We start from the raw sequence: 26199 nt of genomic DNA on the forward strand, positions 1-26199 counted from the left end.
TCCATCAAGGTAATTTGGCCTTGCTGATTGATTTTGACCTGCTGCGGCTCCCACTTGGCCGCACCGAGCGGCATGGGAATTTCAATTTCGCCGGCGCTGGACAGTTCAGGCCACGGAAACTGCTTGGTCAGCAGCCACATCTGCTCAAAGCCCTCGATTTCGAAGGCGGCGTCGCTGGAGATGGCTTTGTCGCCCATCGCCCGGGTGGTGTTGTACAGGCTCTGCAGGTAGGCGGGATTGGATACGGTCATGGTGCCCTCATGGGGGTAAGTTAGATGATGGACCTAACTTTACCGGCTCAAGAGGGCTTCGAACGGGGGCATTTTCCATGCCTGGCACCAGGCTAACAACTCAGTTGGTACATACAGCCCACACTCTCTCAAAAATACCAATTCCAATCTTTTAATTGATAAATAAGCAAATATACATTACTCTACAACAATAATTTTAGATCTTGACACGATAGAAAATCCCATCTAACCAATAACTTCAAAGTTATATATAATGACATTAGTCCAGGTCCACAAGGCCGCCGAAGATGATCTCGATAAGCTTTGGGATACGGATCCGGATGCCGCCGCAGCGATTGCCGTTTTGCTTGATGAAATGGAAGCTGGGCCACATATGGCTAAGACGCTGACGGTACGAGGTTATCGTTGTTTCGACAACCCGGAATACGAAGTGAAGCGTTTTGAAGAGTTGTGGAACAAGGGACTGACCGTTTATCTCCTCAAATTTTGGGACGCTGATGGGGGACTTATTCCACACCGCATCATCTACGCGCATCATCCGCAGCGTGATGTCGTCCATGTTTTAGCAGTAGTCCATCGGAGTTTTAATTATGACACTAGCCACCCCATCGTTCTCCGTATTAAGTCCGATTACGAACAGCTCGGTATTCCTTCCTATTGAGGTGGATCAAAATACCGCTAGGGTTAAAGGCATTGTCGCAATGCAGTATTTTCACGCTGAAGTAGACATGTCCGCGCCACAGCGACCTACTGATCTTCCAGGTAAGCCCATAGAACAATTGATCGTTAAATGGGAAGCAGATCCGCGCAAAGCAGAGGCGTTACAACGTGCCAGACGACGGCTAGGGAAAGAGATTGAGAAAAATGCCGCACTGTCGTTAACGCAATTACGCTTGAGCAAAGGACTTTCACAATCGAAGCTTGCGGAAATCATGGGATGTAAACAACCTTACGTGGCACGCATCGAGATGGGTGAAGACGATATCAAGATATCCACTTTAGAAAAGTTGGCTACTGCGCTCAATGTTTCACCAGAAATAATTACCAAAGCAATAATCAGCGTGAGATCCGCGAGGTCTGCAAAGTGATTCCAACCCCACGTTTTGTCAATGTGCTCTATTGTGATGATGTTCGTTCAGAGCTTGGCAATAAAATGACTTATGCTGGGATTTATAATTCAGGGATAGCTGTAGAGCGTTCGCCTCAAGCCCTTGATACAATAAAATTACCCAAACTTCACGTCGTCATCACGGCACAGACGCCAAAGGAAGATCCTTTTCAATCATTAAAATTTCGTATCTTGCATGATGGAGAACTACGACACGAAATAGAAATGCCATCCAAGGCCCTTTCTCTCTCAATATCGCAAACCATCGAAAATCCAGCAGCGATGTTTCATCTTTACGGGGCCATTATTCACCTGCAGGCACTCACTGTTGAAAAATCAGGAACCTTGCAAGTCGTCGCTATCACGGAGCGAGAAGAAATGATGACGCCGGCCTTTCAAATTGTTTTGACCGATATAACGCCTGCTTAACATCCCTTGCTGTGACAAGATGCATCCACTCAATGAATGCATCTTATCTAAGTCCATCGACTGCCACAAATTCCACCTGTCGCGAGGTGGGCAATTCCCCTATCTCGCACATCCTGACCGATATCATACTTCGGCGCCACTACCGTCACCGACGTGCTCGACGGCTTGGCATTGAGCTGTGTCGCCGGCGATATTGACGCGATCTCGGGAATATTCGGCATCTTCGCAACAGCAGGCGCGGTCGGTATATTCGGAATGGCAGAGATATTCGGCACCGCTGCTGCTTGCGACGGCCCCGCCAGCGACGGAATGGCGCTCTTCGCTTGCATCGCCCTCGCACCTTGCGCAAAGAATTCGCCCATGCGCATCTTATTACCCATATTGTTATAGGCAACGCTGGCAGAGATCGTCCCGTCACCATATAAATTTTTATTGTTTTTGATGACGGTCTCAATCCGCAAGCGCTCGCTATCACTGACCTCACGACCGCCCACCAGCGCATCCCGCACAGAGGTTTCTGGATTATTTTTCACCGCTTTTAAAATGCGGCCGGCGTCGCCATCGCCAAGATTGTGATAGGCGTAAACGTTCGCCGCGTCGTCCGTACCGCCGAGCTTCCTCCCCTTTGCAATATTCTCCCGGGTAAATTCAGCCAGCATGCCAGCCTGAATTTTAGGATCGCTCCGGTATTTCTCTGCCTCTTGCTTCGACAGTTTCCCGGCGCCATCAACACCATACTTGCCACCATACTTATTGACCATGTCGGTCCAAGTACCGTCGAGAAATTGGCCGTAGCCGTGGGCGCTCGACAACTTCTTGCCGTTTTTCTGAATTGGGGCGGCGTCCTTATTAAAACCACTCTCGAAATGCGCGATCTGCGCCACCACACCAGGATCGACACCAGCGGAGCTCGCCCCGCCGACCAGGTAGTCCTTCGCGGCCTGCCAGCGCTCATTGACCACCCTGCCAATCGGTGCGGCCATCTTGGCAACACGTTCTTGCCCATAAGTGGCAGCGGCGCCGGCGGCGGCCGTCACTGGTTTGACCACATGCTGATCGACAGTCTCCACAGCAGCAACAGCCGTATTCTTGACTGCCGTAGCGGCATTGGTCACGTTCGCCTTGACATCAACACCAGTTTTTTCTTTGACAACCTCGTTAGCAGCGGTTCCCGCCTGAACGGTGAGATCCTTCACCACATTGGCGGCATTCCTGGCAATGTCAAATTTATCCTTAAAAAAGCCCGTAATCGCATCCCAGCCGTCACTGAATTTCTGAACGCCAGCATCCCAGGTTGCCGTGATCTTGCCGCCGATCTCTTTCCAGTCAAAGGTGGATAGCCATTCGCCGGTGACTTCACCCAGCTTGTCGCCAATGAAACCGCCGATCATCGCGCCAACCGGACCGCCAAAAGCCAGCCCTATGCCGCCGCCAATCAACGCACCGATGCCACTGCCGGCCCCGGCAAAACGGCCTTTCCGATTTTCTGCCGGCGTTTTGTCAGGATCATCGCTACCGAACATGCTGGCCAGCGCAGAACCGCCCGCCAGCATTGCCCCCAGCAACGGCAAGCGTCGGAACAACCCTCTACCGAGCCCGAACAACCCCTTACCACCCTTGCCAAGCAAATTCCCCAGCATCCCGAGTCCGGGAATTTTTGGCGCCAAACGGCTCAGCAATCCTCCTGAGCTGCTGCCGGCGGCGGGCTTCTTCTCAATCGCGGTCAGCTTGCGCAGTTGTGCCCTGCTGAATTCGGTCTCGTCCCGACGCAACCCACGCACCTCTGTCCAGAGTCGCTTAAACCACACCGTCTTCTTCTTTTCTTCTCCATCGCGGCCAAGCATCTTGCCGAAACCACGTCCAATCGGTGTCACAATCGTACTAAGCTCCTTGGCTGCCGCAATAGCCGGATCGACATCCGGCGCGCGGTCGATGGCATTCGATGCCATGGCGCCCACGGTGCCAATTCTGCTGGAAACAGCCGAGCGGCTATTACCGCTTTCGCCCTTTCCATTGTTTTTCCTCAGCTGACCTTGCCCGGCGCGCGGCGCATTTGGCGTAATCGCCCGATCTGTCCGCACGAACCGGCCATTGGCATCGCGATGCACAGTTGTAGGAAAGGCCGCCCGCAGCACATCCTTACTAACGATCGCCGTTTTCAACGGCATCGTAGGCTGCACAACCGCCCTGGAGGTGATCTGCACCACTTTCGCAGCCGCGGCGCTTTGACGGCGTGGTAGTGCAAGAACTGGGGCCGTGCTGCTCTGAGTGGCACGTTTAGCGGCAGCAACGCTTGAGGTGAGCGCCTGGCGAATGCCACGCACGTCATCCTGAATAGCCGCCCATGATTTTAGCGCCTCACCCCAATCAGCAGGATCACCTACCAGGAAGCCAAAGCTATCGGATTGAATGGTCATGTCAGGCTACCGGAAAGAAGGAATCGAACTGCGAGAACGTCATTTGAATTTCTTGCACCGTGTCGTCTCGCCGCGATAGGTCGAATTCAATGCTGGCCGGGCGCATATATAGAACGCTCTCGTAGCCGCCGCGATTGCTGGCATCGGTGATAAACGAATGCAAGATGCGGATCTTGACCAGGTATTCGATGGGCACGCCGACGCAGCCGTCCCGCTTGGTCGCTGCCGCCGCTTTCGATTCAAACCATTTTTTGAGCGTACCCACCGAATCGTCCATGGTCGTGAGTCGCAGATCGACAGATTCCAGGCTATGCACCGAGTCGATTGAGCCCGATCCCACCCGCACCTTGTCGCCGGTAATCGTCCAGGGCGAATAATTGACTTCGGTCGCAAACAAATTAAACATACTGGCGCCGTCGCCGGTCATCAGCTTCGAGACCAGGGATTCCATACTGGATGGCATCAGATCCGTGACTTCGACCAGAAACAGGTTTTTCTTGGCATATCGGGTTGCCGAACATTCATCAAATATCGCCTTGGCTTCCGCCGGCGTGATACCACCCAAGAGCGGTGTCGGCGTGGCCCAATATGCCGCCAACGCAGCCAGGCCGTCCACACGCGGGAAATAATTGGCGAGCAGCCCCGAATCCAGGACCGAGAACGCAGCGCCGCCGAGATCGCCGCTCAGCAGCTTATTGCCGACACCCAAGCCCGTATTGACCAGGGCGCCCAAGCGCGGCGGCAGATACTTCTTGGCCTGGCCAATGGCAGCAATGGCGCCGGCGCTCTTCGGCAAGGCAATGCGATTGGCAACGTTATCAAACAGCCCCAATGTCGCTCTCCTCAACAGCTTTAGCAGCCATGGCCTTAGCGTAGGCGGCCGCCTCATCTTCGTCTAGCAGCATCTGCTTCGCCAGGAACATGGCGGTGGTCTTTTCATCCAGGCCCATCTCTTTGATCTGAGACATGACCTGTGCCAACATAGCGGCGGAGTTCGCCGACTCCAGGCGCGTTCGCTGCTTTTCCGCCTCCATGGCCGAAATCGAACCATAGAAATTGATGTTCCAAGGGCGCTCTTCTTCCGAAAACACGATCCCGTAGCGATGCATCGTGTGCAGATCGATGATGGAATTGAAGAAATCAGACAGTGCGCCACGGATGATGCGAGATTTTTCCGCGACCTGGGCGCTGACACGGAAGAAGCCGCCATCGCCCAGCCCACCGGACAACTGATCGGCGAAGCCCAGCATCGACAGGTCTACCCCCAGCGCGCCGCCCAGGAGACGCGCATGCATCATCACGTCCTCGATCGACAGTTCGCCGTTGCGGCCAGAGTCGCCGACCAGCTGGGATAGATTGGTGAGTTGCTTGTCGCCGTGGTACGGCAACACCGTGGTGAATTTCTCCAGAATCGGCTGGCCGTGTTCAATTGCCCACTGCGCACGCTGCTTGGCCTGCTTCAGCATGGTCATGACGCCCTCGCCGAATTTCTTCTTCTGGTCCGCCGTCATGCCGTCACCATTGAATCCCAGCACCCGCTCATCAATGGAATCGGCAAAACGCTGGCCGATCAAGCCAAGCAATGAGGCGTAGAGATGATCGTAGGCTTCTTCCGCCTGGTGCAAGAAGGAGCCGCCGACCATCGACGGCAGGATCGGCAGTTCATCCAGGTCATTCTCTGACAAGGCCATTTTGATGACCTTATCCTGCACCGCAAACTGCGGCACCCAGACGAGCCGCGGCATTTTGAGGCGCAGTAGCTGCGTTGTATCCAGCCGCTCAATCGCCTTGGCGCCGGAATACACCATGTACCCTACGGTGCGGTTACCCTTCTCGTAGGCTTGCACCATGGGCGGCCGGACAATTTCTCCGAAATACAATTCACGGATACCGCTGCTATCGACGTAGGGGCGCGCGTAGCTGTCGCCGAAGGTCGCGCCGTTATAGGCCATGCAATGCGCCATTTGGTTGAGCTTGGGCGTCAAGGCGGCGTCGATCTCATCGACCATCTTGGCGAGTTTGATATTTTTGATCGTCTCGGCCTTCTTTTCGATGAAGACCGTATTGCCCGTCGTCTCATGACCGCCGAGTGCAGACGTGACGATTAGCGACAGCGCGCCTGACACAATCGGGTCGCCTTCCATAAACGACCATTTCTGATAAATCTGCGCGCGCATGCGGGCGGCGCGACGGCCTGTGCCTAGGAGAGACTGCGATGCTGCCCCGAAGTCAAAGGCGTAGGGGTCATCCTTGCCCAGGTCGTCCACTTTCTCGACGTTCCCGGAAAACCATTTTTTTGCCGACGTGCCCATTTTGCCGAAGAGGCCGGGCGCATTCTTCTCAGTGTCTTTTGCCATGTGCCGCTCTGAATAGTCTGTATTCAGCATTGTCAGGCACAAACTCAGGTCGGCATTTTCATGGTTTCCATTTGCATCAATCGTAAACGCGGCGCCAAAAACCTATATGACTGCCCGCTCCATGGCTTAAAGCACCTTGGGCATAGTGAATCTTTTTTTCTTTTTATTAACGTCCGATTTCTTTTGTTTGTCCTGGGCGATACGACGGCACTCTGGGCACCAGGAACCCTTCTGGATATATTGCGGCCTGGCCTCCCAAGTGTGGCCTTCAATACATTGCCACCTCAGGGGTGTCAGCACATTGGTGTAGGTGTCGGATAAGCAGCGACCACCATGCCCTTGCGCAACCTCACGCATTTTGTCGATGCCCAGACGCATGCGTATAAAGCTGCACTTGGGACACCAATGGTTACGCACACGTTCCGGGACTCCGCTCCAGACGTGGCCGGCGGCGCATTTCCATCGCAGATGAGTGATGTTATTGACGTAGGTCTTTGATAAGCAATATCCGCCTTTGCTTGCGGCAAGCTCCTGCATTTTTTGAATTGTGCCGCGTTTGGTATCAACATGACAATGTGGACACCACCGCCCGCAGGTGACCGTCGCGGCACTTGTCTGCCAGGTATGGCCTTTCGCACATTTCCAACGCAATTTTGAAGTTGAATCCACATAGCGCTTGGACAGCAGCTGACCACCACGCTGCTGTGCGAGTGCCTGCACTTTCTCCAGATTGCCGCGCAACCTGTCGTAGTAGCAAAGACGACACCAGCTCCCCGCTTTGACGCTATGTGGCGTCGCGCGCCATTGATGCTTTTTGGCGCACTGCCAAAGCAAACGAACCGAGGTACTAATGAAGCTCTCAGACAAACAACGACCACCATGGTCGCTGGCGATCCGCTGCATTTCTTCGATTGCTAACTGTAGATGTTCGCTTCTGAGCATTACGCGGACTAAGATTTACCAAAATTCGACAAGCTGGAAATCAGAGTCGCACCGCAGCTCGTTTTGTGCCCGTCGAACGCCACGGCCAGTCCACCAACCATGAAATTTGGGTCGCCCTCGACAATGACGCAAACGGTATGTCCCTGGATCGGACACGTGCAGGTATCGCCAACGCGGGCCACCGCGATTCCTTCAACAATGAAAGGAGCGCTAGCCGAGACGACCTTGCCGCCATGGTCCGTTGCATCGCCGAGCCTGATTACGTTTGGCATGTGGCCTCCATCTACGCTAGTTAGCCTGGCGTCGGGTCGCCAGGGAGTGAGGCTCCCGGCGTTCCGTCCACATCAGTTTTAACGGCTGCCGCAATAGGCGTTACTGCTGTTTCTTGATAGGCGACCAGAGACCACACAGTGTTTAGGGAGTGGCTAGGCCGCTGACCACGTAACGTTTGCCACATACTGGTGTCGCCGAAAAGAACCGCGGCTGGCATCACTTCGCCGGACTTGAAGAAACGTCGACGGCCGCCATCAATATTCCCGGTTTCGACGCATTGCCACCAGCCGGTCTGCGGACAGATTGCGCCGGTAGCGACAACCTCACCCAGCGGCGCTTGCGGCGACGATGGTGTCGGCTCCGCGCTACTGACTTTGGCCGGGCCTGTTGGGCGCAGACGGATGGAGTTGACGACACTGTCAAAAAGTTTAATCGCCTGATCATCCGTCAGCGATGGGCGAACAGTGCGCTCACCAGCATGGCCCTGGCCGGTAAACATCTCGACATGGACATTCGGCGAGAATGCCGCATTGGGTTGACCAAGTGAATCCCAGGCAAACTGATGAATAAAATAACCGGCATCGGTCGGATATGCCTGCACTATTTCTTCGCCAGCCAACGGACCGACTTTGCGGTCGCCTTTGCGGAATGTTTTTATGCGACCAATGACGTCCGCGTATTCCGTGTGGATTAGCGATTTTGCATATCGTTGAAGTAGCGTGTCATCGAGTTTCTTTCCATTCTCCCTCGCTGTAAAGACGATGAGAACATCCGGCCAGGCCTTGAAACGGAAACCGATTTGACCGTACTCGGCCTGATCTTTACTGCCATCGTCAGCGATGAAGCCATTCTCGATACAAAAGCCGGGCTCGGCAGGAATTTCCTCTGTGGCGCGAGCGCGTAGATTGGGCAGCAGATCATTTTTAAGGCGATTAGAGATTTTGTTGAGAAAAACATCCTCATCATAGTTTTTCTGCTTTAGAGAAAACAAGCGGTCACGATCTAACTTGTATGCTTCAAAGCCGTAATCTTTATCGCCAAAAATATTTTCAAAAGTCACCAATACCTTGCCGGCTTTCCCTACCGAAAAGGCTTCTTTCAACGATCTGGCTTTATCAGGATTAATTGCCTTGAGTGCAGCCTCACGTTGTTCCATACGGGCGGCAAAGCCCTTTGCATCAATCGATGTCTGTTCAGATTCAATCCTGGCGAACATGAACTCATAACCCTGTCCATTGATCTCGGCTTCTTTTGGCGCATCGACTAGGAAGCGACCAACACAGTACGTTTTTGTTTCACTCATCACAGGTTCCTTGGCGTTAGCAATCAAGAGGCCGAAGCAGGCGACGCTTGCGAAGCCGATTCGGACGAGTCGCTGGCAGAGGCCGGGGCGGGAGCGGAACATGTTTCTCCTTTATTTTGTGGTAAGTCTTTAGCAGGGATCGCCCCCTGAATAATTTTCCCAAGACAATACAGCACATTCTCGATGACATTCTCATTCTTGTAGCTTGCGGCGTGATCAAAGCCTTTCATTTTAAAGACATGCGTCGCATTTTCGCCAACGAGAGCGGCAGACTGGATAGGAACAGTACTATCGCCGGCATCCGGATCGTCATCGCTTTGGGGCTTTGCCTTGTCTTGTAACTTGAAATTTATACCGTCATTTTCAGTTCCGACTTGTGCCTTACCATATTTAGTCCAACTATCTGATTGCAGCCCTGGTAACCCGTCCATGATGTTATTGGGTATATCTGCGGAAGTGATCCAATGCACACTTCCGAAAGAGATTTGCTTTTTGTCGGCGCCATAGTGGGCATAGGTATTTGGATGACAATAAAGTCCGGCGTTATCGTGAAATGTGCTCGCTGCCTTAAGCGCCTCTCGATACATTTTAATTGGAGTCGTATCATTTTTTTCAGCGATTCCCGCCGGATCAATTAATGATACGTCGATCATGCCCCACCATACTTGCTGCGCTGTTTTGGAATAAATTTCGACGTAAGGGTCGGACACCGGCAATTTGAAAATTGTCTCGCGCTTTCCGTCAACATTTCTTTCCATGTGAAGCCATCCTGGCGGATAATGTTTTGTTGGTAGTAATTCCATCGGCCCAGGAGAATTCGCCATAACACAGGTAATTTCTGCTGCACTCCATCCGATAATTACCGCCGCCACTGCGCCCGGAATATCCAGCACGCCACCGACCTCTGTCCCAGCACGGAAGCGGCGATATACAACTGGCGCACCACCTACCGGCTGCACGCTGTTTACCACGCCAAGGATTTTGTCACCGCCTAACTGCGCGGCTCTGCGAGTTACCATACCGCCCATCGAATGGGTGACGATGATGACCTTGCCTTCCGGGATGAAATATTTGGTCTTACCATACCAAGCCAGCGCCTCATCGATGCGCTTCAGCAACGTTTGTGCAGATTGCTCATTACTTTGCAGCCAGTTGTAACCACAACCCCACACCGGATAATAGTAGTCATCAAGGCGTGTGAATTCATCGGCGGTCAGAGCAGATGCATCCCCCTTAATTGGATTCCAGGTCTTGAGAATATCTTCCTCCTTACCGGGCTTCCCTTTCTTTAACGTTTTGGCTAATTTCCACACATCCATTTCTATCGGCTCTTTGGCGCCTGGATTGACATATTGATCATTGAGAGCGCGCTCAAGTTCTGCCAATACCTGGCCGTAGCTGTCCCAATGCAATTCCCCCCATCCTCGCCGCCGCGCCTCTTCCGCCGTAAGCGTGTCCACGCCACGCGGCAACGCCACTTTGCCAGTCGGGTCCACTTCTGTGGTATCTGGATTCATCTGCTTTTGCCGTTCTACCGCGCTCTGGAACGCACGTGAACCGCCTTCCCCCAAGCCAGCCATTTTGCCATTAGGCGGTTCCCAGGCCGATTTACCCTTATAGCCATCGGATTTCGCATTGCCGCGCAGATTCGTCCCCATGATACCCGGCACAAAAATCACGGGAATCACATGACGCGGCGGCACGATGGCCACGGATCTACGCGTGAAGCTTTTAGGGCTGCAGACCGTGGCGAAGGTCGGTTCGCCGTCTTTGTCGAATTGCAGCGTCAGTCGGCGCGTGGCTTCTGGGAGAACAGGTTCACTCATGTCTTATCGAGCCTTCAAGGTTTCAGATGCACGGTCAACGCCTTGATGACGCTGTCAGTGATCGTATTTTGTGTGGCGCCATTGGCAGCGGATTTACCGGCATCCTGCACAGCGCCGGCCGTGTCGCGGACTTCATATGGTAGGTTTTCGCGGCCCTTGCCGCTGCGCCCGGAAAACGCGATCTTTTCATCGGTAGCCAGCGTCGAATGCGGCATATTCGGCAGAGCTGTATTGCCGCCGCCACTGCCGCCAAAGTTGAATGACGGCGCTTTGACGTCAACCGGCGCCGACGATGACATCGTGATCTTGCCGTTACCGATGACAATTTCCGCGCCGTCGGTACGCAGCACAATTTGCGGCGCCTCCAGCAACAGCGACTCCAGCGAATAGACGTGCATGCGCTTGGCGGCGCCCAGCTCCATTTCATTGGCCTGCGCCTGGACCTGGATCTTGCCGGTAGCAGCAATTAATTTCGCATCTTCCTGCGGTACGAACATCGACAAGCCTTGTCCGGCCCGGACCTGCACCTTGCGACCTGCGCTCAGATTAGCGTCCTGGACTGCGATCATGTCCAGATTGGTGCCGGCGGCAGTCGTGATTGAGTTAGGGCTGGACACAGCGATACCAGCCGCGCCAGACACGGCGATTGCTGCCGCGCCACCCGGTTTGTCCGCATCCCAGTTTTTGATCTGGTCAACGAGCTTCTGCGCAGGAGCTGTGTCGGTGCCGCCGGCCTCATGGGTGGTAGCAAGTTCTGCCAGTTGCTTAGCGATGGCCAGCGCAGTTTCCAGCTGACCGATCAGTTCCTGCCGATCCAATACTTGACCGCTCGCATTGGGCCTTGCGTCAGTGCTAATCAACAGTCCCTGGGCAGCTCTGATGGCGCCCGCCAAATCTGTGCGCGCTTCTAGGCCCGCCCCCCGCTGCTCGGAACTGCCGTCAGTACGGGGATGACCGATCCATCCCTGGTTCAGCTGGGTCGCGCCTAGCTCAGACGACAATTTTGTTTTGGTTTCGCCCGTACTATCGTCGAACAGCAGCTCCCCGAAGCCGGTGCCCTTGACTTCCTTCGAGCGAATCCCGTACAGGGCTGAGTTGCCCGGCAATGATCCCTTGCCGGAAAATCGTGTGGGCGTCCTGCTGGCGTTATTGATATTCGCCATGAACACAGGTTTATCTGGATCATTTTGCAGGAAGAAAACCACTCCTTCACTGCCCACACGCGGCCAGAAGGTGGCGCCGAAGCCGGCATCGGCCCAGGGCGAAGCAACCCGCAGGCGTGCTGAATCACTGGCAGTATCGGACGCGCCAGTCTTCGCGTGCTCTTCAGGCAAAGTGAACAAGAACCTTACAGCTATGCGCCCCTGATCGTCGACATCGATTTCTTTATCGCCGCTGCCGGTGACGCGGACGCTGATTGGCCCGACATTGGGCACGCAGGCCGGATCGTAGGTCGGTACGATAGGGATATTGGTGCGGACGCATTCAAAGCGGTTGCTATAGACCGGGCCTTCCACGTCGAGATGTAATGCATTGCGCACCGTTGAGTCCAGCAGCAGGTTGTTGCGTGCGGACAGCTCGATGCGGGTCAGCACGAAGCGCCGCTGTTCCTGCGGATGGGTATCGATCTCAGGATGGCCGGTGAGCGCAAACACCGTCGCAATGCTGCCGCTGAAGGCACGGACAACACCCTCACCGCAGAAATGCTTGCTATGGTGCTCATAGGCTTGCATCTGCTTGCGCGTGACACGCTCGAACTCTTCCTGGCTGTCGGCCGCATGCGGCGGGGCGTAGTGGTATTGGGTGAGGCCGGCGGCCAGTGCATTACCGGCTTTGCCCTGGTTGATCGCGGATGTTTCTGTGGCGCTGTTGTTGCGCGTAGCCTTGTAGTCGTAACTGGCAGCCTGGTATGCACCAGGTACAAACTGCCGGTGCGCCTCGAAGGCGGTAATGGTATCTGTCCTCTCGGTCGCGTCGGCGCGGTGAAAGCGGACGCTGCTGGCAGGATTGTCTTTCCAGGTATCGGGTGAGTCGGCGAAATGCAGGGTATGCACCGGCGAGTCGCCATCGACTGCGTGGCTGAAATACCAGCAGATGCCATCGCGGCGCCATATGCGAGTCAGGAAGTTGAAATCACTTTCTCCCGCCTGCATCCTGAATTCGCGTGCGGGATAGGTTTCTTTCAGGCCGTCAGTGCTGAATTGGAACGAGCGCGCCAGCACGCTATTGCGATGGAGGTGTTCCGTCAGTATCGTTTCGGTGACGTCACGGATGGACTGATTGCGGAAGACGCGCCAAGTGCTGCGGTGACGCAGGATCGACAGGGCGTCTTCTATATGCAGCTCCAGCAGCGTAAAACCGCCATCAGCCGCCAGTTCCGATGCGCCGGTGACGATCCCGCAGATGTTGCGCTGGCCGCCCTGGTCGTTTTCTATCGACATGGACAGCGGCACGCCAATCAGCGATTTAAGCGGTACGCCGATATCGGTGGTGAGGCAGCGCAAGCGATAATCCATCGCCTCGCATATACCCTCGCTGCCCGCAAGCTGATGGGGTAGAAAGGCGTCGGCAGAGAAGCCAGCGTTCGAGGCAAATCTCACTCGGAGGATGCGGCGCTCCTGGCTAAATTGCAGTAGCGGGTTGGCAATATTGGTGAGCAAAGAAGACACGACCAAACTCCTAGAGGGAAAGATTTGAGCTTGGATAGTAGCAGCTTTTAATTGTCATAATCGCTATTTTGTTGTTATGAGACAATATTTCACAAAGACAAACAACAAAATCGCCGCGCGCCTCGCCCAAGAGTCCCGGAAGTCATGAAATTCACATTTTCGCGGCCATAAATTTACTTTTATTGGTTTTTCTTCCAAAAAAAATGCCGGACTCCAAGATCCGGCATTCGCTTTACCCTACTCACCTGCATTTGCGCTACGCCTATCCAAGCTCAACAGTTTCATCCATCAACACGTAAAACTCGCCATTGCCGAAAAGATCGAATTGCCGCACGCCCTGAAATTGGGTCGCGTCGTACATTTCCGCAAACTCAAAAGCGGCAACGATTGTGATGTCAGCGTCGAGCTCCCCTTTTTCATTCAGGCCGCAGTAGGTGCCGGCAATCATCGGCTCAAGTTCGCCGGAATAGGCATAGCCGCTGGTGATCAGCGCCGCCTTCAACGCCCACCAGTAAGGTCCGAAGCGCAGATAATTCTGCGGCGCGGCGCGCACGATCTTGTTAGCCAACCTGGCCATGAACTCGCTATGCGATTGGCCGGGATTATTTTTTTCAAATTCGGCCCGGTGGTCTGCCAGCTTGTCAGCCAGGTAGACCTGATCAGGTAAATAATTAACGAATTGCATGTGTACTTCCTGTTAAGCGATGGAGATATTGTAGGTGCGAACCTGATCCGCATAGTCACGCAAGATCGTTTCATAGACCTCGCGCGGCACTACCCACGAATTGACCGGCGCGCTCTGTAGCTGCCTGGAAGGCCACTTGCCTCGGAACATGGCCTTGAATCCCATCGTCAGCGCAACCGATTTGATCGTATCCTTGAATGCCATCGTATTCCCGATGATAGCAACATACTTGTCCTGAGGCACCTGCGCATCATACGGGGTAATGGCAGGCATCTCGGCCGCCGGCGTCGGTGCAGGCTGCGTGAGCGCCAGGGATTTACGACGATAAGCGGCATTCACCATGACCGAAAACGTCTCAGCATAATGCGCGTTGATCGCCGGGTCGTCCCAATCCAGCGCCGCATAATAGGACATATAAGCTTGTTTGCACAACCACACCAACTCCTCCGACGTGGTGGCGACCTCGATGGCGGATACCATCGCGGCGTAGTCAATCGTGCCGATCACGCCATTGACCGCTCTCACCAGCGCCTCAACCAAGTCCGCGTCGTCTTCGTCATGGAAAGCTTTCAGCGCGGCCGCACTGACCTTCATCCCTTGTGCAATGCCGTACCGGACCAGCATTTTGGCGGTTTTCTCTAACGACGGCTTGCTGTAACGCTCAACGATGGCATCATCCGGCACCAACACCCGGACGGCGCCAATCTGATCTGTGACGTATTCAACCTTCCCCTCCTGCTCGGCGACGATACGCTTGATCAGCGGCAAAGACTGGTCCGCCCCTTGTTTCAGCACGAGTGGAAACATCGGCTCCGGCAAAGTAACTTCGTCGGGAAGCGCGCTAATCCTCGGCCCCACCTTCAAGGCGGCCTTCACATCTGCATTTAACGCCGAATACAAAAGTCCGATTGCAGCGGCATTCATGCCGCCTTGACCGCGCGCAATCAGCCCATCATCGACAGCCGCGGCCCGCAGCACCGTGGCACGGTAGACGGCATTATCCGGGTGTTCCTGGGTAATGATATTGCCGCTAAACACAATACTTTCATCCGCGCGCTGGAGCTTCGCCGCTTCGGCATCGATCGACCGCACGCTACTCGTCTTACCATCTTCCACAACCCACAGGCGGTCCTTGCGATCAATCACGAAGTCCCCTGTACCGACAATCTGATTGCGGATAATCTTGGCCTCACCGGTTTTAGCTTGTTCAATCCGGCCCAGCGAGACGCCGGCATCGGCACAGAGGCTCAGTGCCTTCGCTTCGGATTCGTCAGCAAGCACGCGAGCCGTCGTCGTCTCGGCATCCCAGTTTTGCGCAATCGGCGACTCATCAACGACGGCGAACTGAAACGAGGTATAACGATTGCCGCCGGCGGAACTGGCAACGCTGCTCATAATCCCGTTGCGATTGATCCCCTTGACTACCTGCGATCCACGCGCGGTCTCGACCCAGCTCGTTTGACCAAATGCCTCTTCCAACGTCTTGAGACGGCTATCTGGGGCAATCGCAATACTTGCCTTGATCGGATTGGCGATCCGGTCATATACCGCCTGGGCCTTCGACAGCAACTCGGCGGCGCGCGCGGTCTGCGCCGGATCCTTGGCATCGGCATAGCGCGCATATCGCCCTTTCACCGCCGTCAGCTTCAGATAAGCTTCAGCCGCATCGGCTACCTGCTCACCCAGGTAGATACCGACCGTCGGGTAGCGCGCCACCACTTCCCGTTGCGCCATCATGGTCGACAGATTGGCCGTCAATGCGTCTTTGGCGCTACGTTGCCGCTCCACCGCTTCACGGCTGGCGATTTTTTCCCGTACCGCACGCATACCCTCGGCACTGCCGGCAGCCTCGGCCAGCATCTCCACGTCCTGATTAGAAATGCCGCCGGCGATCTTGACGGAGTTCCCCTTGCCGGACATCAGCTCGCCGATCCAGTCGGCCTTCTTGCTGACGATGCCGCGCTTGTACTCATCGAAGGTGCCGTCGGCATCGTAGTGATAAATCGTCACGCTTTGCAGTTGATTCCCCTGGCGCACGCCGCGCCCGTTGCGCTGATGTAGGCTGTCCGGTGTCCAGCCAACCGTCAGATGGTGAATCGCCTGCGTACCCTTTTGCAGATTGATACCGACTTCGGCTTTCTTGTTGGCGATCACGACCGTAAAGCGATTCTGCTCGCCCTCCGCATTAAAACCGTCCTGCACATCCTGCATCTGGCCGGCGTCCTTGATCGCCTCGGCATTGACGATGGCAATTGCGCCAGACGGAATGCCGCAGCGCTTGCCCAGCATGATGCGGATTTTGTTATGCAGCGCCAGCATGTCACAAAACACCAACTGCTTCGCCTTGCCGCCTGCCTTGGGCGCGGCCTGCTCCTGTTGGAAGTTGACCAGGAACGCGGCCAGCTTGGGCGGGATCGTGACATCCAAGTCCAATTTGAGAGCGGCCGCGATCTTGAGGAATACATTCTGGGTCGACTGCGACTCGGTATCGATCACGATCTTGTCGCCATCGATCGTCGCCACGACGCGGACCGTCAGCACCTCGACATCGGCGCCATCGCCGTCACCGCCGCCCTTCTTGATCGTCCGTTTTACGATGCTATCGTCACTTTGCATCAAGGTAGGACGATTTCGCTCCTCCGTCACTTTCTTGCCATTGAACTGATCGACAGCCTGCTGGGCAAGTTCGGCTTGTGAAGCTGGGAACAGATAGACCGAGGTTTGGCGCGCGGTTTCCGGATCCGCGATGAGTTTACTGACCTTGTTAATAAAATTGAATGGGTGCGCCACCAGCTCGGGCGTTTCGCGGCTTTGTTGCAGATACACGAACAATTCGTCCTGTTCATGCGGTGAAACAGGCTTTTCGCGAACGAAGCGCGACGCTGTGCTGTACAGCCGCTGCATGCGCTTCAGCTCCTCCGTCATCGCTTCCGGCAGTTCGACCGCCGTGGGCAGCTCCTGCGCCTCCGGAATCGACAAATCGACCTCTTTCGCCGTCTTGATGTTGGCGATCTGCCCCAGCACATCGCGCAGCAGCGCCGTATTTTGCAGACCACGGAAAACACGGGACAGACGCTCGGTCCCGGCAAGGGATGTCGTTTCTTCTTCCGTGATGTCGCAGAACGCTTCCATGAAAGCATCCGCCCCACGCACGCCGCCCATGCGCCGATTGACTTCCTGTTCACCCACCGCCAGGGTCAGCATCGCGTAGATTTCCAATGGGCTGTTCGTGATCGGCGTGGCTGTGAGCACCAGCACGCCGTCGCCCAGCTTGCTTTTACCGCGCACATACCAGGTTTTAATCTGCGCATCGAGGCCGCGGTCGGAGGTCACTGGCGCCGACAGGAACTTGGCGCCCTTGAAGTCCACCGTGGTCTTGCTGTTCTTCATGGTGTGGCCCTCATCGAAGACCAACGAATCCACGCCCATGTCTTCGAAGAACGGCACGGCCGCCGAACCCTTGCCGCCGGACTTCGTGACACCGGCCAACTTGCCTTCCTTAATGATTGAGGCGGCCTTGCTCTTGGTCTCATCGCCGTCATAGGAGGCGTCGTGCTGCTTCAAATGGCTTTCGTACTCTTCCAGCGTCGCTGTGCGCATCGGAATCATGGCGAACGCTTCCAAGGTCATAAAGATCTTGCGATGGCGGTTTTCCAGGACGATATTGAGGTCGCGGGCGTAGTTACCCGGATTCAATTGGGTGGAGCCGTCGGCGGCCATCTCCAGGCCGACAAACAGGCAATCGTCGGTCGAGGCGTAACAGCTCTTGGTTTCCTTCTGCCAGTTGGTCAAGGTCGAGTTAGGGACCACAAAGAAGGTTTTTTTCTTCACGCCGATGCTCTGGATGTGCTGCACGGTCGTCAATGAGGTAAACGTCTTACCTAACCCGACATCGAAGCCCAGTATCCCGCCCATCCGCTTGGCATAGCGGCGAATCGTGGCGTTCTGGTAGCCATGCGGCTGAAATGCGGGGTTCAAACCGGGAATTTCCAACGGCGTCGTATCGTCCACCTCGCGGAAGAACAAATTGTCTGGACGTTCGAACTGCGACTTCAGGCTGGCCTGGATGCTGGTACTGGCTTTCGTCCAGGCGTCGAATTTCTGGTTGGTCTGGGTAATAAGTTGCTTCAGTCGCTCGATACGCACCGGCTCCAGGGTCGAATCGATGGCCTTGTCTTCCTGCTTGGTGCGGGTGCTGAGCCCCCCGCTCTTGACGTATTCGGCGTAGCGTTTGAGATTACGGAAATCCTCATCCGCCATCTTGCCCTTCGTCCCCTCGAAGCCGATCACCGGCCCGTCCGCGCTGGACACCACGGCAAAGCCCGGATGCAAGTATTTGCGCAAGAACTCGGCTTTGCGCTCGATCTCGACAAATGGCGTCGCCAGGTTCATCGTCAGCGCCGACACATCCGGTTTCACCAGGCGTTCATCGGCGGCCTGCCGCTGGCGCACCAGCTTGTCGCGGATGGCGGGATCCGTCACCGCCTCGATTTCTGCCGTATTGCGCTTCAAGAAATCGGCATAGTTGCCGGCGTAATAATCTTCGGCGGACATGGCGCTCTGGCCGTCAGGAGAAATACACCAGGCGTCGCCGGCCATCGGCTCGAAGTCGCTACCCAGCGCTTCTTTCAGGTACGCCAGCGCGATAAAGCCGGCATCATCGGCATGTTCATACTTGGCACGCTCGTATTTCTGGGTGGGGGCCAGCTCGGCGACCGCTACTTCAGCCAGGGACGTGCCCATCCAGCGATTGCTGAAGGCACGGGTCTTGACGTTGTACCAAATGCCCAGGAGTGCCGCAGCATCCCGCAACGCTTTCGGCACGCTGGACGGCACGGCCTTGACGCTCTTGACCTGGCTTTTGATCGCCTCGCCCAGTTGCGGATAGACCTCGGCATAGTTGAACGGCTCTTCCGGCGCATGCTGATTGACGACGTCCCGTAGCGCCAGCGCGGTTTTAAGGACATCGAACACAGCCGCCTGCTCGCTCAGATTGACCGCATTGTCGATGCCGATGACACAATCCTTCACCCAGGCAGGCATACCCTGATAATCGGCCTTCTCGATCATGTAGGCATACAGACGGCTGGCGTCGCTCCATGATGCGGCCTGCGTGACCGCGCGCAACGGTGAATACAGGCGATCGGCAATATCCAGCATCTCGGTATCCGCCGGCGACTGTTTCACAGGCGCAAACACACCATTCTGATAAACCATCGTGCGACCGGCGACCGCAATGGCATCACCCTCGCTATAGCTGATCGGCAGCGTCGATGCGGCGTTCACGCTGTCCCAATCGATGCGCGACTCGCCAAAGCGCCGCAACAGCTTCGAGATGTTGCCAATGCTGTCGTCGCTGATCACCTTCTCGACCTCGCCGAATCGTCCCTTGTCCATCGCTGTTTCGCCCAACATAAAGCGCCGGCCAGTCCCCTTGAAATAGCCACCGGCCAGAAATTCGTCCCACAGAACGCCGGCTTCGTGCAATTTATCGGGATCCTGTTGATGCAATTCCTCGATCTTCTCGGCGGCTTCGCTGCTGTACTTGCGAAACACAATCACGTCCGTAGTCACATCGGCGCCCGTCGCATCGAACATCTTGTTCGGCAAGCGATATGCCCCCATAAATTCGGCCTTCAACGACGCCTTGTAGCGTAGCTTCTGCTCATTGACGCTACTGACAAAAGCCTTGCTGGTGATAAAGCAGGCCAGGCCACGCGGGCGTAGCTTCTCCAAGGAGCGCAGAATAAAGTAGGCTTCCAGTGATTCGCTTTGATAGCGCGGATCCTTGAGCTTTTCTTTACCGCGTGCGGCGTTGTCGCCAAACGGCACATTGGTCACGACCGCATCATAGATCTCGTCCGGCGTATTGGCCGCCACAGCTTCAAAGGCGCTGATCGTGACGTGATTGCGCGCGCTGCCGTTAACCAGCTGATTGACGCGGCCGGAGGTGGTGTCCAGCTCCACCGCATCGATCACCGCATGTTGCGGCGAGGTTGCCCCGAAAATGCCGGTGCCGGCGGCAGGATCGAGCACCTTGCCGCCCGTAAAACCCATGTCGGCCATCAAGGACCAGACACCCTCGGCAAGCGGCTTCGGCGTGTAATACTCGTATTGGCTCCCGGTCTTGCCATCGGCGCCCGTCATGCCGCCACCGTTACCGGAATACCCGGCCAGGACGGCTTTTTGTTCCGCGCTCAATGTCTCGGCATCGATCTGACCAGCATCAACCTGCTTGAGCAACGCCATGGCGGCCTTATTCTTCTTTTGGCGCGCGGACGGTTTGATGTGCTCATCGAACTCAAAATAGGAGGAAGTGTCGGAACTGTCCGCGGCGTCGGACAACTGCGCCCGGCCCAGCAGCGCCATAATCTCGCTCACGCGCGCGGCCAACTTCAACATGGCGAGCTGATCCGCTACCTGGTCGCTGCCCTTGAGCTTGCTGTACTGCACCACCAGGCTCCCCAATTCGGCAGTCAGGCGCAACGACACAAGCGAGCCGCCGGCGTCATCCAGTTGCGCGCCTTCCACCAGGCTCGGGTCGGTCAAGCCATGAAGGTATTCAGGCACGTCGACCGCGCGCACCTCGATAGTCGACAGTTCGTTGCCCGATGCGTCTTGAATCGTGACAAATCCGCTGCCATCGCGAAACGCATAGGTCGCGTATTCGTAGAGGGCGTCTGCTGCCGGCGCATTGCGGTACTGAATCTGCCGGCCGGAGATGAATTGGGTGACGAATTCGGCATCCACCGGGACAACGCTACGCTGCCCCTCCCAGGCCTGCTGAAACGCCGCATCGAGAATTACTGGCGCCTGGGAAATTTCACTTGTTTCTACAGCACCTACAGTTAATACTTGGTTCATGGTGTTCAATTGCTCAGTGTTTGGGAAGCTGCTGCCATCATGGCGGCGGTGTAGGTGGAAACGGCACGCTGCCATTTCGCAAGGATCTCGGCGTTATCGGGATTGCGCGTCAGGATGGCTTCGATATTGGCCGACAGCGCCGGATCAAAGATGTCGACCTCGCCGTCGATCACAGACTGCAGAAATGCTTCGTCTGCCGTCATTTCGGCTGGCGGCTCAGGAATAGCGGGTGCGGATGGTTCAACCGGCATCGGCTCATTCACCACGGCAGGTTCAGCAACGGCCTCTTGGGTAACTTCCAACGGCGCAGGAATAACTTCGGCTTCGGCAACTATTGGCGATTCGGTCTCCGATTGTGGTTCTGGAACTGGCGTTAGTTCTTCTACAGGATCCACAACGGGATCCGCCATTGCCATCGGTTCCGCCACAGTTGGGCCGGCTTCGGCTACTGGCTCAATTTCTGCGACAGTAGGAGCGGCAGGAACAATGTCGGCAACCGCCGGCGACACCTCCCCTTCAAGAACTGGATTATTGCCCTCCGACGCTTCAATGACCTCTGGTGTCACGATCTCGTCCGGCACAACTTCACCCGTCTCGATGGACGCAGGATCCACGATAGACTCAGGTGGTGTCGTGACTACGGCGATTGGTTCTGGGTCTGATCCAGGAGCTGGCTCAGTGATCGGTTCGGCGACAGGATCAGAGATAGGTGCCACCGGCGCGGTGCCGATGCTATTCGGAACACTGGGCGTAGACTCCTTCTCGATGCGCTTGACTTCCAGCTCCCGCTGCAACCGCGCTAAAGTGGCTTCTTTTTCCGTGATTGCCGCCTTCAATGCCTCAATCGCCTGCATGCGCGCCGAACGCTTTGCATTGGCACGCTGGAATGTGGCTGAATTCCGTTCGGCTAAGCGCATAAGGCGATTTGCCACCTCGCGCACGTTCAGATCGACGCCGCGCTCAGGCGCAGCAACAATCGTCACGTCCTTCTTGTTGAGCATCCACTTCCACGAAATCAGATCATCCGTAGGCGTGATCTTTTGCGGCGTCACGTCTGGATTGTGGAAGAAAATACTGAGTGTCTGCCCATCCGACAACTCATAGACCACCGCTACATTGGCTGTTCCGCGCTGCTTGAACGGCTCCGTGATCTGCATGGCGACCGGCTTGACGTCGCCGCCGGTGCGTTCCATGACGTTCTGCAGGACCTGCATCTTGCGCTCAAGCTTCGCAAATGGCGTCACCAACGCATCGAAGGTATAGACGCCCTCCGCGTCATCCAGAATATCCGCCACGCTCAACGGGTCGTACATCAACCCGTCTTCATCGTGGCGCCGAATGTCGTACAGCAGCCCGTCATAGGTCTTGCCGATGGGAGACTCACCGTCCCACAATACTTTATTCATAGTGTCGCACCCTAAAATTGGAAGCGTCGCCGCATTGATCGGCTTGATGTGATTGCCATGCTTGGCCCACCATGTGAGTTGAGAAATGGAAATCGGGACGATGTCACCCAGCCCTTGCCAGCCTCGGTGATAGCTTTCCAGATAGGCGCAGGATGCTGCTTGCGCATCCGGAAAGCCCAGCATGATTTTGTGCTCATCAAAGGCACCGGTCTGCGGATCGATCTGGTTAATCACAAAGGCGGCTCGCGATTCTGGGAAATAGCCGATGAACACATCCAGCTCGTCGCCATCATTGCCGGTCGTACCAACAAGGTAGCCGTAATGTGCTGATATTCTGTTCCGCCATGGGCGGCCGACAGCATCGACACCGGAGCGAAACGATCCGCGCGGCTGCTCGATGGCGATCGCCATGCCGTGAAGGGTTGTTCTGCCTACTTTGTAGTTACCCGCCAGTTTCTGCGCCTGAGTCGGCTCCGGCAGATGGTTGTGCCCCATTGCGCCACGATGGGCGTCGGCTTCGATGCGCGTGAATTCGTCCATGTATCCCCTTCATTGAAGTGCATGATAGGGGTAACGAGAGAGCGACTTGAGGGGTGTTTTCCAATAGTCAATTGCTGCCAACTCCGCTAATGAAATTTCCGAAGTCGACGCCGTCAATCTCTGCACTATCAGAATGACTATCAGAAGGAGCCGGCGGCACTACGCTATGCTGGTCAATCGCTCCGCCAGGTTCAATACCTCTCCCATAGTGTTGTTTGTCTATAACGGGCCTTGGGTAGGACACCTGCGATTTGATATTTTGGACCATTGAAAATGACAATGGATACAATTTGTCACAATCGATACATCTTATGCGTCAACGCTCCATTACAGTCGAACGCTGATACGAGCGTGGCCTTTATCACTGAGGCCGCATTATCACCACAGTTAAACCTTGGGAGACTTATCATGCTGACTGTAAGAAATCTAAGTAAAGCCGCAGCCTTGATGGCCGTATTAGGTGTATTCGCCACAGCTGCGACCAGTAGCTACGCGGATACCACTTGGCAAAAAAATCATCCTCGTCGTGAGGAGGTCAACAATCGCCTTAAAAATCAAAACAGGCGCATTCATAACGAGGTCAAGGAAGGTGAGATAACGCGCGGCCAGGCGAAAGCATTACATACTGAAGATAAACAAATTCGACAAGAGGAACGCAGTATGGCGGCACAGAACGGTGGCCACATTACCAAACAGGAGCAAGGGACATTGAATCAGCAGGAAAATGCTGTTAGCCGGCAAATTGGTAAGTAATTCACCTGCCCTATATTCGTCATAAGAATGACGAGGACGAATCGTCCTCCCTTATTTATCATGTTCTTGGGCAGCCCTATGGCGAATAGCGTTCTTATCTGATTCCGGGTAACGCATTGAGTCCGCTCCCGCAAGGTGAGCGGTTTTTTTTGAGTGTCGCCCCACGCCTGCAACCCCGCTAAATGTACTGGTTTTGCGCAATTCGCAACAACGTCAAGCCCCCCAGGCAGTGCAGAGTTCGCGCGAAAATCGACTGCATCACATTAAGGCAAACTTTTATATGAACACTCTCAAAAAAATCTGCGCAGGAATAGTAGTTTTTTTTACTGGCACAGGATACTGCTTTGCAGACAAAGTAATTAACAACAATCCTACTGTTCAACCGATTTCAGCAAAATATACGCGATTGGCAATCACGCCAAGTGCGACTGATCCGTCTATAAGTGCATGGAATGCGCCAAGTGATGTTTATTATGATCCGGCGCTTAAAGATAACAAGATATTGCTCTGGCTACCGGGAACAGGCGGCAAGGCGCCAAGTGTTACCACAACCAAGGGGCCGGTCGCTTTTTTTAATGTTGCGCTAACGCAGGGATATCGAGTCATTGCCCTTTCCTATATCACTGAACCCGCGGTGGCGCAGACATGCGCTCCTAGAGTCATTGCTGGAAACCCGAATTGTGCTGCCCAATTCCGACAAAAACGTATTTACGGTGATAATGCTTTTTCGGGTATTCCAGATCAGCCGCAGGATGCTATTGTCCATCGACTGACGATGCTGCTCACATATCTTATCCAATCTGATCCAAATGGCCATTGGTCAGCTTACCTTCACGATGGGAAGATTACGTGGGATAAATTTGCGGTATCAGGACAGTCTCAAGGTGGAGGCATGGCGGAATATTTGGGACAACGGCAAACTGTAGCCAGGGTCATTTCTTTTTCAGGCGGTTGGGATTATTCAGCACCGGAAAAAATCGCAACTTGGTATTTCGGACCCAAAAATACCCCAGCGAATCGCTGGTACGCCACGTATCATCAGAAAGAGAATATGGCAGAAACGCTGGCCCAAAGTTATAAAGCCTTGGGAATTCCTATCGAACATACCTATGAATTGAATCAGCCGTTACTATCAAGCATGACGATCGATGGTAAGAATCCGTATCATTCTGAAGGTATGCGCAATCCAATTTATCAACCTATCTGGCTCACAATGTTAGGGGACGGTCGTTCTGGGAGATTGTAATGGCGGAGGCGGCGCGAATCGAATTCGCGCCCGCTGTCTCTTTCAGCCATGCAGGACATTGCAGGTGTCGGTATACGTGCTGCCTACTTACTCATTTCTGAATCCATCGATGTAGCTAAGCGCATCACGCTTATGGAGCACGTATTTTCTGCTATACGGTGCGATATTGATGTCGCCGTCGATCGCCACAACCTCATAGGCGATTTTTACCTCCGCATGCAGCAGCATGTATAGCACGTCCTTGGTCTTTGCCGTAAAGTGCGCGGGATCCTCTACCGGCCTCAATGCCTCAATCAACGCGACAATCTGCGGCTCGGCGTTATCCAACGCATCGCCGCGATCAACCACCGTCGATGGCTGGAAATTTTCTACGATCAGCAGTTTGGCGTCACCCAGCAGTTCCCACTCGACATCCGGCTCATCCGACGAATCCAACACGCCAAGGCCGCCCAGCGTCGGCATGCCGCCCATACTGTTGTCTGCCCGGCGCAATACCCGCTGCCGAAAAGCGTGACACGGAATGCCATTTGGATGCCGCAACGTGACGCTACGCGCTGCCTTGTTGATTTGCGTTGGTACGGAGTGCAGCATCATTAACCCTTCAGTTTTATCGTGATCACATCAAAGTCCGCCTGAGAGAGCTGACCGGCATCCTTGAGTTTTTGCAATGTCTTTTGTGCTTCAATGACCGCCATGCCTGCCGCCTTATCCGCTTTCTTGGCCGCGGCTATCACGGCGCTCTTCAGACTTGCGGCAGATTTGCTCGGCTGCTTGACGTGGATAGCGCGATTTTTACGCGCTTGTGCTGCTGCGATTTCTCGTGCTTTGGTCTGCGCAATCACCGCCGACTGCTTGATCGCGCCCTTTTGTCCGCGCTCCACCATGCCGGCCACGATCCCGCGCACGGCCAGGCTACTGCTGAATTCCTTCATCACCCGCAGCGCATGCTTGCAGGCCACGCCGCTGAGCCTGGGATTGCGTAATTTGGGATACGCGGCTTCTTGTCGGCCTTTGACGAACCCGCCCACGGTGGCGATATAGCGATACCAGTAAGTAAAACGGCCGCAGTCGCATTCAAACTTCAAGGGGCTGTCCTTGACCAGCCATTTCGCCAGCGCCTTGGGATCGGT

The 26199-nt window shown here is 55.1% G+C and carries 17 protein-coding genes and 2 pseudogenes; 5 read left to right on the forward strand and 14 right to left on the reverse strand.

Annotated elements, in window-relative coordinates; genetic code table 11:
* Window positions 1-251: pseudogene (locus tag AC07V8_RS24920) on the reverse strand (hypothetical protein); the annotation flags it as partial.
* A 253-nt stretch (window positions 252-504) separates the two neighbouring features.
* Between AC07V8_RS24920 and AC07V8_RS24925 the strand changes: the two are divergent.
* Genes AC07V8_RS24925 through AC07V8_RS24935 form a run of 3 tightly spaced genes read left to right on the forward strand, consistent with a single transcriptional unit; the run spans window position 505 to window position 1788 of the window.
* Window positions 505-912 (forward strand): type II toxin-antitoxin system RelE/ParE family toxin, encoded by a 408-nt coding sequence (locus AC07V8_RS24925; RefSeq protein ID WP_494681033.1) that lies wholly within the window; start codon window positions 505-507, stop codon window positions 910-912.
* Window positions 842-1339: a helix-turn-helix domain-containing protein gene (locus AC07V8_RS24930; RefSeq protein ID WP_494681032.1), complete on the forward strand. Its 498-nt coding sequence runs from the start codon at window positions 842-844 to the stop codon at window positions 1337-1339. The genes AC07V8_RS24925 and AC07V8_RS24930 overlap by 71 nt, the downstream gene beginning before the upstream one ends.
* On the forward strand, window positions 1336-1788 hold the full coding sequence (locus AC07V8_RS24935) for a hypothetical protein (RefSeq protein ID WP_494681031.1): 453 nt from the start codon (window positions 1336-1338) through the stop codon (window positions 1786-1788). The genes AC07V8_RS24930 and AC07V8_RS24935 overlap by 4 nt, the downstream gene beginning before the upstream one ends.
* 47 nt (window positions 1789-1835) lie before the next feature.
* Here the strand turns inward: AC07V8_RS24935 and AC07V8_RS24940 are convergent, their stop codons facing one another.
* The 11 genes from AC07V8_RS24940 to AC07V8_RS24990 all read right to left on the reverse strand — a co-directional run bounded on the left by AC07V8_RS24940 (window position 1836) and on the right by AC07V8_RS24990 (window position 23070).
* Window positions 1836-4205: a lysozyme family protein gene (locus AC07V8_RS24940; protein WP_494681030.1), complete on the reverse strand. Its 2370-nt coding sequence runs from the start codon at window positions 4203-4205 to the stop codon at window positions 1836-1838.
* 1 nt (window position 4206) lies between these two features.
* Window positions 4207-5037 (reverse strand): hypothetical protein, encoded by an 831-nt coding sequence (locus tag AC07V8_RS24945; RefSeq protein ID WP_494681029.1) that lies wholly within the window; start codon window positions 5035-5037, stop codon window positions 4207-4209.
* Entirely contained in the window at window positions 5024-6562 is a 1539-nt protein-coding gene (locus tag AC07V8_RS24950) for a hypothetical protein (protein ID WP_494681028.1), read from the reverse strand. Before AC07V8_RS24950 ends, AC07V8_RS24945 begins: the two co-directional genes overlap by 14 nt.
* Window positions 6563-6688: 126 nt before the next feature.
* Window positions 6689-7465, reverse strand: a complete 777-nt coding sequence (locus tag AC07V8_RS24955) for a zinc-ribbon domain-containing protein (RefSeq protein ID WP_494681027.1) — start codon at window positions 7463-7465, stop codon at window positions 6689-6691.
* A 47-nt stretch (window positions 7466-7512) separates the two neighbouring features.
* Window positions 7513-7776 (reverse strand): PAAR domain-containing protein, encoded by a 264-nt coding sequence (locus tag AC07V8_RS24960; protein ID WP_494681026.1) that lies wholly within the window; start codon window positions 7774-7776, stop codon window positions 7513-7515.
* Window positions 7777-7796: 20 nt separating this feature from the next.
* The gene (locus AC07V8_RS24965; protein ID WP_494681025.1) at window positions 7797-9080 is read right to left on the reverse strand and encodes a T6SS immunity protein Tli4 family protein; all 1284 of its coding nucleotides are present in this window, start codon (window positions 9078-9080) and stop codon (window positions 7797-7799) included.
* A 23-nt stretch (window positions 9081-9103) separates the two neighbouring features.
* Entirely contained in the window at window positions 9104-10906 is a 1803-nt protein-coding gene (locus AC07V8_RS24970) for a lipase family alpha/beta hydrolase (RefSeq protein WP_494681024.1), read from the reverse strand.
* A 14-nt stretch (window positions 10907-10920) separates the two neighbouring features.
* A complete protein-coding gene (locus tag AC07V8_RS24975; RefSeq protein WP_494681023.1) occupies window positions 10921-13566 on the reverse strand; it encodes a type VI secretion system Vgr family protein in 2646 nt (881 codons plus the stop codon).
* Window positions 13567-13837: 271 nt separating this feature from the next.
* On the reverse strand, window positions 13838-14260 hold the full coding sequence (locus AC07V8_RS24980) for a hypothetical protein (RefSeq protein ID WP_494681022.1): 423 nt from the start codon (window positions 14258-14260) through the stop codon (window positions 13838-13840).
* Between the two features lie 12 nt (window positions 14261-14272).
* Window positions 14273-21124, reverse strand: a complete 6852-nt coding sequence (locus AC07V8_RS24985; protein WP_494681021.1) for an SNF2-related protein — start codon at window positions 21122-21124, stop codon at window positions 14273-14275.
* 5 nt (window positions 21125-21129) lie between these two features.
* Complete coding sequence (locus AC07V8_RS24990; protein WP_494681020.1) at window positions 21130-23070, reverse strand: defense against restriction DarA-related protein; 1941 nt, start codon at window positions 23068-23070, stop codon at window positions 21130-21132.
* 447 nt (window positions 23071-23517) lie between these two features.
* Between AC07V8_RS24990 and AC07V8_RS24995 the strand changes: the two genes are divergently transcribed.
* Both AC07V8_RS24995 and AC07V8_RS25000 read left to right on the forward strand, forming a co-directional pair.
* Complete coding sequence (locus AC07V8_RS24995) at window positions 23518-23823, forward strand: hypothetical protein (protein ID WP_494681034.1); 306 nt, start codon at window positions 23518-23520, stop codon at window positions 23821-23823.
* A gap of 280 nt (window positions 23824-24103) precedes the next feature.
* Window positions 24104-25069 carry a BPSS1187 family protein gene (locus AC07V8_RS25000; protein ID WP_494681019.1) on the forward strand — a complete coding sequence of 322 codons (966 nt, stop codon included), beginning with the start codon at window positions 24104-24106 and terminating at the stop codon, window positions 25067-25069.
* A gap of 87 nt (window positions 25070-25156) precedes the next feature.
* On the opposite strand, the gene AC07V8_RS25005 is transcribed toward AC07V8_RS25000, so the two are convergent.
* Both AC07V8_RS25005 and AC07V8_RS25010 read right to left on the reverse strand, forming a co-directional pair.
* Window positions 25157-25663 carry a hypothetical protein gene (locus tag AC07V8_RS25005; protein WP_494681018.1) on the reverse strand — a complete coding sequence of 169 codons (507 nt, stop codon included), beginning with the start codon at window positions 25661-25663 and terminating at the stop codon, window positions 25157-25159.
* Window positions 25663-26199: pseudogene (locus AC07V8_RS25010) on the reverse strand (hypothetical protein); the annotation flags it as partial. The pseudogene AC07V8_RS25010 and the gene AC07V8_RS25005, both read right to left, overlap by 1 nt.

It is taken from the genome of Collimonas sp. GW821-FHT02H07 (assembly GCF_059421505.1).